Here is a 10,902-nt window from a genome sequence, read left to right as displayed (position 1 = left end):
ACCTCGACCGCCAGGGTGCCGCCGACCAGAAGGCGGAGCTGGTGCGCAAGATGCGCGAGAAGGCAGGCGCAGCTGAGGGCGCCGGGCAGACGGGCGACGGCACCGCACAGAGCTGACGCATCGCCGCCGCAGGGCGGCACCGCACGAGGCAGGGCCCGGACCGCGACACGCGGTCCGGGCCTGCTGCCGTATCGGGGCTCTGCTGCCGTGCCGGGCGCGGCCGGTCCCGCTCAGCTCTCGGCCGACCACCCGGGGGGAGCCGCGGGTTCGGTAGCCCCGTCACCGCCACCACTGGGGCTTCGGGGACCCGGTCGCGCTGCGCAAGCACTTCCACACCCACCTCGGACTGTCCCCACTGACCTACCGCCGTGCTCACTGCGCCCCTGAGCCGATCCGGGCAGAGCCCCCCCCGCGACGTGCCCCTCGTCCTCGCGCAGGGTGCAAGTCGAGGAATTCAGGTACGAATCGCACCTCAGCGCCGACTCGCCGTGTCGGATCACTCAAGGCGTTGACGTGCATGATCATGATGTGCCGCGAAGTCGAGTGGCAGAGGAGGCCGCGGCGATCCAGGATTGGCGGCAACTGGAGGTCCCCGTCGGCGTCACCGGGGGTCCAGGCTCAGAGCAAGAAGGGGCTACCGGCACAGTGATCGACACGAACGAGCTAGCCAAGCGGAACGCTGGGTTCGCCGACGGCGGATCATTCGCCGACCTCAGGCTCATGCCCAGTGGCAGTCTGACGGTCATCTCATGCGTCGACCCTCGTGTCGACCCGTCCGACGTGCTCGGGCTCAAGCTCGGCGAGGCAGCGGTGATCCGCAACGTCGGAGGGCGGGTCACGCCCGCGACACTCCGTACGCTGGGGATGCTCTCGAAGGTCGTGCAGGCCCGCACGGGCGGCCCTGGGCCGGGCGACAACCACTATGCGGTCCTGCACCACACCGACTGCGGGATCACGGACCTGGCCGCGTTCCCCGAGCTGCTGGCCGAATACTTCGAAGTTCCGGCCGGAGACTTGGACGCCAAGGCGGTCACCGACCCGGTTGCCGCCGTCCGCGTCGACGCCGAAATCCTCAAGCAGAAGCTTCGGGCTGGAGTCTTCGTCTCAGGGCTCGTGTACGACGTGGCCACCGGGCTCATCGACGTCGTCGTCCCGCCCGCGCGAGTGGAAGCATGACACCGCGCGGCGCCTGCGGCCGGTCTGGCCGGCGCGACTGCCGTGGGCCTGCGGCCTGTATCGCGCTCTGCTTCCCCGGCCGGTCGTATCGGCGGCGAGGCGCTTTCCAGCATGTGCGACGATCACAGGCACTCCGCGGCCAAGGCGGTGTGGTCAGCGGCTCGCGTCGAGGAGGGACCGGCTGTTGACCCGGTGACGCTGCCCGAGGCCGACGAGGTCAGGGTCATGACGATGGTCGACAACACCTTCGACGTCCTGCTGGCCTCTGCCGAAGGCGTCATCCGGGCGTCGATGGGCTCCGGGTGGACCGCCGCGCGGTAGTTCGCCGGTGGCGAGGCCGTCGCGGGGCTGCGTGCCGAGCATGGCTTCTCCGCCCTGGTCACCGTCCAAAGCGGGAACGCGAGCAGCACGCTGCTGTTCGATACCGCGGTCATCGACGACCAGGCACTCGTCATCAACGTGCGCGGCCGGGGACTTGTCATCATCACCGGGTGCGGCCACGCCGGAGTGGTCAACATCATCCGTCACGCCACGAGGCTGACCGGCGTCAGCAAACTGCTGGCCCTCGTCGGCGGCTTCCATCTGGGCGGACCCGCCTTCGAGCCGGTCATCGGCTCGACGGTGGACGCGCTCACTGAACTCGCACCCAAGCTGATCGTCCCCGGTCACTGCACCGGCTGGCGCGCCCAGCACACCCTCGCCGCAGCCCTCCCGGACGCATGGGTGCAGACCAGCGTCGGAACCACCCACACACTCAGCGCCCCCAGGCGGCGGGTGATGCCTGACCCGGGCTCAGCAGTCCCGGCTCAAACGGTGCAACAGGAAGTGCAGCGTCGCCGGTACGCGAACGGCTGCCGGGGGTACCTCGGATGGCACCCGGAGCGGTGGAAGCCGGCCGGCTCTCGGGTTTGCGGGGAATCAGGATTATGGACGAGGTCGGCAGGCTCTCGTCCGGGTGAGGCGGGGTTTGCCGAACCAGTTCGGCGAGCCGGTGAGGAAGCCGTGCAGGTAGCTGGGTCGGGGTGGTTGGCGCGGGCCGGGCGCCGCGAAGAGGTCGGGGAAACCCCCAGCGAAGGCCTCGAGGAAGACCGGGCGAAGGCCCTGGGAATACCTGGGCGATGACGCCGGGGCAGCCCTTGAAGAGGGAAGCACCGCCAACTCCCGCCAACTCTCGCGCACTTCTGTGAACTTGACCCATCCGCCAGTAGCATCCGACCGCCCGTAGCCGGCCGACCGAGCAGCCACCCTCGAAAGGGTCTCCTGCATGCGCCTGACCTCCCGCGTCGCCCCCGCCGCCCTCGCCGTGGCCGCCCTCCTGCTCGGCGTCCTCCCCGCGCAGGCCCAGGCCCGCCCCGACCGCTTCCCCGACCGGGTCACGGTTGGTGACCGCACCTTCATCGCCGACGCCCAAGGCCGCGCGCTCCAGTGGCGCGGCTTCAACCTTGCCGACAAGAGCAGCCGAGGCACCAACGCGTTCGCCGACATCCACGAGCGCGACCTCAAAGACATGGCCGCCCGGGGCTTCAACCTGGCGCGCCTCGCGTTCTTCTGGGACGACCTCGAACCCACCCCCGGGCACTACGACCGCGGCTACCTCGCCAAGATGCGCCGCATCCTCGACTGGGCCAACCGCTACCACATCAAGGTCATCCTCGACGCCCACCAGGACGTATACGGCCCCCACTTCGGCTCCCGCGGCGTCCCCGACTGGGCCACCCGCGACGAAGGGTTGCCGTTCTCGCCGATACCCGACGACTGGTTCTCCGAGTACTTCGAGCCATCCGTACAGACCGCCTTTGACCACCTGTACAAGGACGCCGACCTCCGCGCCGCGCACGCTCGCATGTGGATGACGGTGGCCTCCGCCCTGGGCAGGCATCCGGCGCTGCTCGGCTACGACCTGATGAATGAGCCGTTCGCGAAGTTTCTCGAAGGCGAAGACCTCCCCGCCGCCGCGGCCCGCTTCGAGGCCACCGAGCTCACCGAGCTGTGGAACCGCCTTGCCCAGGCGATTCGCCTGGTCGACCACAGGTCGTGGGTATTCGTCGAACCAACCGTCATCGTCGGTGTCGGCGTCCCGACCCAGTTGGGCCACATCGACGACCCGCACGCCGGCTACGCGCCGCACTTCTACGAGACCGCGATGGAAACCGGCGCCGACTACGACCCCAACGGCACCTTCATCCCCGCCTACGAGGCCGCGATCAGTGACTACCCGACCCGTCACCGCATGCCGGTGATGGTGGGGGAGTGGGGCGGCAACCCCTACGTTCCGCACGCCAGCCAGTTCGTCACCGACATGACGGCCTCCCTGGACCGCTTCTCCAGTGGCTGGACGTGGTGGCAGTGGTGCCGGGGCGGCGGCTACTGCTTCCTCGACCAGACGGGCGTCGCGAAGCCCAACGCGCAGCTGCTCGTCCAGCCGTACGCGCAGGCTGTCGCGGGCGACCCGCTCAAGTTCGCATACGACCCGGCTACCCGCACCTACACCCTCACCTTCCGCACCCGCGCCAACGCAGCGGGGCCCACCCGGATCACTGTGCCCAGAGACACGTACGCAGGCGGCTACCGCGTCGATATCCAAGGCAGCAAGGCCAGTTGGGACGACCACGGCCAGACCGTCACCGTGAGCACCCACGGCAGGGCCGGAGCCGCCTACAAGGTCACGATCAGCCCGAGGTAGCCCACCCGATTCGCTCGGGGGGTGATCAGCTCGTCGAAGATCCAGTGGTGTTCGTCTGCGGAGAGCCGGTGGTAGTTGCCCCCGGGCGCGTCCCGGCGGGACTGGGTGGTGCGTCGCACCGGCTCGGCGCAGGCGGCGGCGCGCCCGGCGGCGCGGCGCACCGCCAGCGACCAGTCGGCCGGTAGCAGGCGATCGGCAAGGCGCCGGTCGGTGTCGGCGAGCTGACGGCGAAATCGGCCCGTCTGCGCAGGGCCCCCGGGGCATGCGCTCCGCGAGCACTGCGTCGGCCGCTCCCGCCGGGCGGCGCCACTGCCCGGCAGGGCCGAGTTCGTTGTCGTACACGGCCTCCAACGCCGCCTGGGCGGAGCGCCGGACGACCAGGACCCGGTCGGCCAGATGCGCGGTCTCAACCATGGTGAGGGTGTCGACCAGCGCGGCCGCGCAGGCGTCGTGGTTGTCCCAGGAGACGAAGTGGGCCCGGAGCGTTGGCAGTGCTCCGCTGGCGGGGGTGACGGTGACGTTCACGCTGAACGATGTGGGAAACACGGGCACCCGGTTCGCATCCGAGCCGGTCACCGCGGTCAGCTGCGGGGAGCCGGAGTCGAAGTGGTAGCTGCCCGCCCCTGACGGACTGTTGGCGCCGGGGCGTTCAACATGTGCCGGTATGCGGTGCAGGTCGGCGTAGGCCCGGATGGTGACGCCGGGCAGGCCGGGGGTGTGCCAGGGGGCGGAGGGCCCGCTGGAGAGCCACAGCCGAGACCGGGACTTGCGTGCCGACGGCTTCGGCACAGCAGCCTGACACGCCCGACTCCAGCACCGGAGGCATCCAACGGGGCTGACCTCAGAAGCTGTGCTTCCGTGAGGGCTGCGTTTTCGCTGGTGGGGCGCACGGCCGGAAGTCTCGGTGAGGTCGTGGATGCCGTCGGTTGTTGGACTCCTCGAACAGCGTGAGCTGGGTGCTCGCCGTCGCGTGGACGAACTGCGAGAGGAGGCAGACCGCATGCAGGCCGAGTCGGCCGTGGCCGAACGGGAGCGGAAGCACAGCGTGGATCTTCCTTGCCGGGTGCGGCGTTATGGCGCCGCACGAAGCTGTGCGGCCTCGTGGCGCAGCGCCCCTACGGTGGCCGTCACCTCGGGAGAGCGGTCGCGGACCGTGACGGCGACGATGGCTCGGCCGAGCCAGGCGGGGTCGTCGACGTGGACGACGCAGACTCCGGTGGGGACCGCGGCCGCGGCCACTTCGGGGAGTACGGCGATGCCGAGACCGGTGGCGACAAGGCCGAGGCGAGTGGGCCATTCGCGGGCGGCGTAGGCGATCCGCGGGTGGTCGAGGGTCGGCCAGGCGCCGAACTGGGGGTCATCACGGAGGCCCTTGCCGACGATCCAGGGTTCGTCCCTCAGCTCGGTCACCGGGATGGTTCCGCGGCCGGCAAACCGGTGGTTGGCAGGGACGGCGAGCAGAAGGCCGCCGTCGAGGAGCAGGTCGCGGCGCAGGCCCTCGAAATCGTAGGCGGGCAGGTCCGGTCCCACGCCGATCACCGCGACGTCGATGCGGTGAGCGCGGAGTTGGCGAAGCTGCGTGGGCGAGGACGCCTCGCCGAACTCGACGATCAGACCCGGGTGGTCGTTTCCAAGGCGGGCCAATGTCCTGGGGACGAGAACGGCGGCGGCTGAGGGGAACGCCGCGATGGCGACTCGTCCGGTGACGTGGTCCTGCAGTCCGGCGAGGTCTGTGCTGACGGCGTCGATCTCGTTGAGGGCCGTCGCGGCTCGGCGGGCGAGCATCATGCCTGCGGGAGAGGGGGCCACCCCGCGGGCGCCCCGGACGAACAGCGGTGCGCCCGCGGCGGCTTCCATCGCCGCCACCTGACGGGACACCGCTGACTGCGTGTATCCGAGTGCGTCGGCCGCAGCTGTGAACGATCCGGTGTCGACCACTGCCTGGATGACGCGGAGACCGGTGAGGGTGAAGTCGGCCATGCCGTCATCCTGACACATTCCGAAACCGCATGTCTCCTATGTAAGACCTTCGTTGGCGGAATGCCTGGATCAGCAGCACGATGGAGTGGCAACAGCAAGCAATTCACGCCTAGGGAGCACCAGTCATGGCGAAGACGTGGTTCATCACCGGAAGCTCGAGGGGGTTCGGCCGCGAGTGGGCGGAGGCGGCGCTCGAACGCGGCGATCACGTCGCGGCGACGGCCCGGGATGTCAGCCAGCTGACCCCTTTGGTCGCGCGGTACGGGGATGCGGTACTGCCGGTCCGGCTCGATGTCACCGACCGTGACGCGGTGCATGCGGCGGTGCAGCGTGCCCACTCGCATTTCGGTTCGCTGGACATCGCGGTCAACAACGCCGGCTACGGGCATTTCGGCATGGTCGAGGAGTTGAACGAGGACGACCTCCGGGCTCAGATGGAGACCAACTTCTTCGGCGCGGTGTGGGTCACGCAGGCCGTGCTGCCCCTCATGCGGTCGCAGCGATCGGGAAGGATCCTGCAGGTGACCAGCGAGGGCGGCGTACGTGCATTCCCCGGCATCGGTGCGTACCACGCCTCCAAATGGGCTCTCGAGGGGTTGTCGGAATCCCTGGCGCAAGAAGTGGCAGCCTTCGGCATCCACATCACCAACGTCGAGCCCGGTCCCTACGCCACCGACTGGCTGGCCCGCGGGGCACGGCACAGTGAGCTGCACCCGGACTACACCGAAGTCCGCGCGGCCACTGCACCGGATTTCGAGGTCGGCGACCCGCACGCGACCCGCGACGCGATTCTTCAGATCGTCGATGCGGGCCAGCCCCCGCTGAGGATCTTCCTCGGCAAGTCCTTCACCGACGTCGCCGGTCTCTACGAGGAGCGTCTGAGCACCTGGCGTCATTGGCAGCCGGTCTCCCTGGCTGCGTTCGGATAAGCGGCAACGCCGGGTGTCAGTGATGGGCAGACGGCGTACGCCCCGGTGCGATGGGTCGGGGTGGGGGTGGCGGTGCCGGCGGCGATCGAGAGCCGTGTCGCTGCCTGAGCCGTCGGCTTCGACCATGCAGCGTTCGGTTCATGGCCGGGCGGATCCGTGTTGACTCGGGGCGAGGGGCGGCGTCCCGCCGGTGCTGCGCTATCGGATGTGGACACCTTCCAGTAGCCAGGCCAGACAGCGGCGGGCGGTCTCTACGCGGACGGCGGGGGCGCTGTGGATGTTCGCGGCGTAGACGATCCCGCACATGAGCGGGGCCGGGTCGTCGGAGGTCAGCCGGCGCTATCCTGTGCGCCCTCGCTTTCCTCGCCGCGCTCTTCGTCATCGATATCCCGCTGAAGAAGGCCGGCCCGCCCGCACCCGCCTACTCCGATCAGCTGGAAGCGCTGCGTCAGGTTCCGCACACCGCCTGGAGCGCGGATCGACTCCGGGAAATCAATCGGCGTGAGAACTGTCGTGATCGCCAAGCCGGATTGTGCCCGGCTCACTAAAGGCTGTCCCGTAAAAGATCTTCGGGGCTCAACCGGGCTACCCCATGACCGCTCGGGCCGCGTCGAGGAACGCCAGCCGGTTCCCCTCCAGGTAGTCCCGTACGCTCTCGCCGTCGGGCAAGCCTTCCCATACTGTTCGGTTGAGGTCGAGGAAGTACGCACGTGCCGCGTCATGCACGGACAGGGGGAACTGGATGCGGATGAGTCGCTCCGCGACCCAGAGCCTGTTCATGACGTCCTGAGTCTTGAGGTACCAGGGGTGGGTGTCGTCGAACTCGGAAGGCCGGCTGAACGCGGAACGTTCGGCCTCGGCCCCCACCTCCACGAACCGCTCCAGTAGCGCCAGCCGTTCCGCGCGCCGAGCCTCCGACAGGGCGTTCTGCTGCCGCTGCTGTTCAGCGCGCTCCGCTGACAGTTGCGTCCGGTGCTGAACGAGGTAGGACAGCATGCCGCCGAGGGCAACGCCGCCCAACGATATGAGTGAAACCCAGACCTGACCTGACATGGTGGTCATCGTTCCACGCCGTCGATCCGGACGTAGCCTTCGCCGTGGCCACGACCTTGGAGGGCGACACCCGGAGCCGATGACTAGATGACCTGCGACGACGCGCTCGCCGGCAGATCCCGTGAAGGTGACTGAACCTACGCGAGTTCCTTCCGCATCAACGTGCAGATAGTCTCGTAGCGGCGCAACGATCCATCAGAGGCTTGCTCGTCCCACGAGTCCGGCTGACGGTCGTACGCGACATATCCCAGTCGTTCGTATAGTGCCCGTGCCCGGGAGTTGCCTTCCTCCACCGCCAGCTCGGCCTGCCGCAAACCGCGATTCCTGATCCGCAGTTCTGCGGCTTCGACAAGGAACGTGCCGATCCCGCACGACTGCAATGCGGGGTGGACCGCCAGCTGCCACAAAGTGCCGACACCGTCCTTGACCTGATAGTCGACGCCACCCTTCGCCACAGGAACGTTGGTTGCGGGGCAGACCGCAAGGTAGTCGACCTCACCGATCCGCGCACGTTCCAACTGCTTGGCGACGCCAGCCAGGTGGTGGTCAGACCCTGCCCACCCGCACGATGCCAGGTCCGCATGCACCAAGTCACGGGCTGACACCTTCAACACAATGTTGGTCATCTTCAGTACCTCCGGCGAGCCAGCTTCCACGCCGATCACACGGGGCGCAAAGCCGTTTTCTCGGCCCGCACTCGTGGCTCACCGGTCACCACGATTGGCCGGCAGTTGAGATGATCTCGCTGTGGCTGGTGTGATCACGGCGTCGGAACCGTCCTGTATAGCCCCGTTCAGCAGACTGAGCCCGCAACAATTCGGCAAACTGATCACGGCGTTACGACGCGAGGGCGCAGACCCCGTTCGCAAGGGCCGACCGTGGGGCCTACCGCTGGAGGACCGAATCCTGCTGGTCGCCGCGTACTGGCGCACCAACCTCACGCTACGGCAGCTGGAACCGCTGTTCGGGGTGTCGAGGCCGGCTGCCGATCGCATCATCGACCACCTCGGACCCTTGCTCGCGCTCCAGCAGCGCAAGCGGCTCCGCAAGGACACCGTGCTGATCGCGGACGGCACCCTGGTGCCCACTCGCGATCACACCATCGCCGAGCAGTCGAAAAACTACCGGTACTCCACCAACCACCAGGTCGTCATCGACGCCGACACCCGCCTGGTCGTCACCGTCGGCAAGCCGGTGCCCGGCAACCGCAACGACTGCAAGGCATGGGAGCTGTCCGGGGCGAAGGCCGCCGTCGGTACGACCACCGTCATCGCGGACGGCGGCTATCGCGGCACCGGCTTGGTCATCCCACACCGCCGAGAGAACGGACAGAGCGGACTACCCGCTTGGAAAGAGGAACACAACGCCTCTCACCGCAAGGTCCGAGCCCGCGTCGAGCACGTCTTCGCCCGCATGAAGACCTGGAAGATTCTTCGGGACTGCCGTCTCAAAGGCGACGGCGTCCACCACGCCATGCTCGGCATCGCCCGCCTGCATAATTTCGCCCTCGCCAGCTGACCTAGAAGGCGAGCAGGTTAGCCAGCACGTCATAGATCATTTACGGGACAGCCCTTAGGCTGGTTATGGGCGCAATCCCGAAACGGGAGCAGCTTCGCAGCCCAGCCAGTAGGAGAGATCCATGACGGCACAGAGTTCCTAGTCCGAATCTGTCGGTCGTGGACACGCGACGACTCGAGGGCGTCGGCAAGGCGCTGGACGAGTTCCTGCACAAGGTCAGTGAGGGAAATGAATCACATGCGCGCGCTCGTAGCAGGAAAGGTCGGCGAGCCTGCCGATGTCCTGCGGCTGGAATCCCGGCCTGTTCCCACGCCAAAAGCGGGTCAGGCGTTGATCCGTGTGAAGGCTACTCCGATTCACGCCAGTGATCTGCACGTGCTGCGTGGCCGCTACGGTTTCTCCCCCGAGTTTCCCACTGTCGGGGGTCACATGGAATGCGTGGGGCGTATCGAGGCCCTGGGGCCGGACACCGAGGGACTGAAAATCGGCGAGCGTGTGGTGGTTGCTGCAGTCCCGGCGGTACCCGGGCCCCATGTGGCCGGCACTTGGCAGGAATACCTTGTTGCCGATGCGCGAAGGCTCCTGCCGGTCCCCGACCATCTGAGCGACTCCAGTGCCTGTCAACTCGCCGTCAATCCGTTGACCGCGCTGCTCCTCGTGACGCGCGAACTCGACGTACAGCCGGGTGAATGGTTGTTGCAGACGGCGGCGGGCTCCACCGTCGGCCGGCTCGTCATCCAGCTGTCCAGGCATCTGGGCATTCGCACGATCAATGTCGTGCGGCGACGCGATGCCGTTGAGGAGATCAAAGCGCTTGGTGGTGACGAGGTCATTTGCACTCAGGACGAGGACCTGTTGCAGCGTGTGGCCGAGATTGCAGGAACGGCCGGCGTGCGCAAGGCGATCGACTGTGTCGCGGGCGACGTGGGCGCCCAGGTATCCCAGGCATTGGCTCCGGGAGGAGAGGTCGTGGTCTACGGCGCGCTCTCCACCCATCGGCAGACCGACCCGGCAGCGTTGACGATCCCGCTGCAGGCACGCTCGGTCATCTACGAGACCAAAGCAGTCCGTGGCTTCTGGCTGAACCGCTGGTTCGGCACCGCGTCACCTGAGGACGCGCTGCGCGCGCTGTCCCAGGTTCGCGGACTCGTCGTTGATGGAGTGCTGCGCATCCCCCAAGGGCAGCCGTTTCCGCTCGAACGTTTCATCGAGGCCATCTCGCTTGCTGAAACACCCGCACATGGCACCAAACCACTGTTCGTCTTCGAGGACGGTCGGGGCGAGGACGACAGGTAGGAGGCCCCCAACGCCCGCGACGCCGCCCGGTTCGGGCCAGGGGGGATGCGTTCTCAGGCTGTGAGGCGGAGCATGGCGGCGGCGTGATAGGGGCGTGACCGGTAGTGATCGGCTGCGGCAGCGATGTTGGTCCAGCCTGCTTGGCGCATGAGTCCGATGGCGAGGTTGCGCAGGGTGGCCATGGCGCGGGGTGCGGTGCCGGTGCGTACTCGCGAGGCGTCCTCGCCGAACGTGACGTCTCTGACGTGGTGCAGGGCCTCGATCGAC

At 68.0% G+C, this 10,902-nt stretch carries 12 protein-coding genes; 7 read left to right on the top strand and 5 right to left on the bottom strand.

Annotation, left to right across the window (positions count from 1 at the left end; translation table 11 throughout):
- Together OO62_RS40760 and OO62_RS20135 are read left to right on the top strand one after the other, a co-directional pair.
- Nucleotides 1-116 (top strand): DUF6243 family protein (locus OO62_RS40760; RefSeq protein ID WP_248782300.1); only part of this gene is annotated, 116 nt, incomplete at its 5' end.
- A 529-nt stretch (nt 117-645) separates the two neighbouring features.
- The gene (locus OO62_RS20135; protein WP_099873457.1) at nt 646-1,176 is read left to right on the top strand and encodes a carbonic anhydrase; all 531 of its coding nucleotides are present in this window, start codon (nt 646-648) and stop codon (nt 1,174-1,176) included.
- Between the two features lie 153 nt (nt 1,177-1,329).
- Here OO62_RS20135 and OO62_RS40225 read toward each other — a convergent pair whose 3' ends face one another.
- Nucleotides 1,330-1,758, bottom strand: coding sequence for a hypothetical protein (locus tag OO62_RS40225; RefSeq protein ID WP_157850159.1), 429 nt, complete (start codon nt 1,756-1,758; stop codon nt 1,330-1,332).
- 682 nt (nt 1,759-2,440) lie between these two features.
- On the opposite strand from OO62_RS40225, the gene OO62_RS20130 reads away from it, so the two are divergent.
- A complete protein-coding gene (locus OO62_RS20130; RefSeq protein WP_033268864.1) occupies nt 2,441-3,859 on the top strand; it encodes a cellulase family glycosylhydrolase in 1,419 nt (472 codons plus the stop codon).
- On the opposite strand, the gene OO62_RS40220 is transcribed toward OO62_RS20130, so the two are convergent.
- Nucleotides 3,832-3,978 (bottom strand): hypothetical protein, encoded by a 147-nt coding sequence (locus OO62_RS40220; RefSeq protein ID WP_211267955.1) that lies wholly within the window; start codon nt 3,976-3,978, stop codon nt 3,832-3,834. The two genes, OO62_RS20130 and OO62_RS40220, sit on opposite strands and share 28 nt — an antisense overlap.
- Before the next feature lie 302 nt (nt 3,979-4,280).
- Here OO62_RS40220 and OO62_RS39985 point away from each other — a divergent pair, with 302 nt between their 5' ends.
- Nucleotides 4,281-4,472, top strand: coding sequence for a hypothetical protein (locus tag OO62_RS39985; protein ID WP_164993223.1), 192 nt, complete (start codon nt 4,281-4,283; stop codon nt 4,470-4,472).
- Nucleotides 4,473-4,930: 458 nt separating this feature from the next.
- Here the strand turns inward: OO62_RS39985 and OO62_RS20120 are convergent, their stop codons facing one another.
- On the bottom strand, nt 4,931-5,839 hold the full coding sequence (locus OO62_RS20120) for a LysR family transcriptional regulator (RefSeq protein ID WP_033268863.1): 909 nt from the start codon (nt 5,837-5,839) through the stop codon (nt 4,931-4,933).
- Nucleotides 5,840-5,964: 125 nt separating this feature from the next.
- Between OO62_RS20120 and OO62_RS20115 the strand changes: the two genes are divergently transcribed.
- On the top strand, nt 5,965-6,768 hold the full coding sequence (locus tag OO62_RS20115) for an SDR family NAD(P)-dependent oxidoreductase (protein ID WP_033268862.1): 804 nt from the start codon (nt 5,965-5,967) through the stop codon (nt 6,766-6,768).
- 585 nt (nt 6,769-7,353) lie between these two features.
- Here OO62_RS20115 and OO62_RS20110 read toward each other — a convergent pair.
- Together OO62_RS20110 and OO62_RS20105 are read right to left on the bottom strand one after the other, a co-directional pair.
- Nucleotides 7,354-7,830, bottom strand: a complete 477-nt coding sequence (locus tag OO62_RS20110) for a hypothetical protein (protein WP_051733447.1) — start codon at nt 7,828-7,830, stop codon at nt 7,354-7,356.
- A gap of 128 nt (nt 7,831-7,958) precedes the next feature.
- A complete protein-coding gene (locus OO62_RS20105; RefSeq protein WP_033268889.1) occupies nt 7,959-8,447 on the bottom strand; it encodes a GNAT family N-acetyltransferase in 489 nt (162 codons plus the stop codon).
- Between the two features lie 121 nt (nt 8,448-8,568).
- Here OO62_RS20105 and OO62_RS20100 point away from each other — a divergent pair, with 121 nt between their 5' ends.
- Both OO62_RS20100 and OO62_RS20095 read left to right on the top strand, forming a co-directional pair.
- On the top strand, nt 8,569-9,339 hold the full coding sequence (locus tag OO62_RS20100) for an IS5/IS1182 family transposase (protein WP_033268861.1): 771 nt from the start codon (nt 8,569-8,571) through the stop codon (nt 9,337-9,339).
- Between the two features lie 237 nt (nt 9,340-9,576).
- Nucleotides 9,577-10,635 (top strand): zinc-dependent alcohol dehydrogenase family protein, encoded by a 1,059-nt coding sequence (locus tag OO62_RS20095; protein ID WP_206738454.1) that lies wholly within the window; start codon nt 9,577-9,579, stop codon nt 10,633-10,635.
- The last annotated feature ends 267 nt before the right edge of the window (nt 10,636-10,902 follow it).

It is taken from the genome of Streptomyces lydicus, from assembly GCF_000717345.1.
GTDB classification, from domain to species: domain Bacteria; phylum Actinomycetota; class Actinomycetes; order Streptomycetales; family Streptomycetaceae; genus Streptomyces; species Streptomyces lydicus.
The sequence above is the reverse complement of the archived record's forward strand: the minus strand, read 5'-3'. Positions and strand labels throughout refer to the sequence as shown.

Bases quoted from the DNA above. Each gene is read 5' to 3' on its own strand.
- OO62_RS20130 (WP_033268864.1), top strand. From the start codon at position 2,441: ATGCGCCTGACCTCCCGCGTCGCCCCCGCCGCCCTCGCCGTGGCCGCC.
- OO62_RS20095 (WP_206738454.1), top strand. From the start codon at position 9,577: ATGCGCGCGCTCGTAGCAGGAAAGGTCGGCGAGCCTGCCGATGTCCTG.
- OO62_RS20110 (WP_051733447.1), bottom strand. From the start codon at position 7,830: ATGACCACCATGTCAGGTCAGGTCTGGGTTTCACTCATATCGTTGGGC.
- OO62_RS20115 (WP_033268862.1), top strand. From the start codon at position 5,965: ATGGCGAAGACGTGGTTCATCACCGGAAGCTCGAGGGGGTTCGGCCGC.
- OO62_RS40225 (WP_157850159.1), bottom strand. From the start codon at position 1,758: ATGGAAGCCGCCGACGAGGGCCAGCAGTTTGCTGACGCCGGTCAGCCT.
- OO62_RS20120 (WP_033268863.1), bottom strand. From the start codon at position 5,839: ATGGCCGACTTCACCCTCACCGGTCTCCGCGTCATCCAGGCAGTGGTC.
- OO62_RS20105 (WP_033268889.1), bottom strand. From the start codon at position 8,447: ATGACCAACATTGTGTTGAAGGTGTCAGCCCGTGACTTGGTGCATGCG.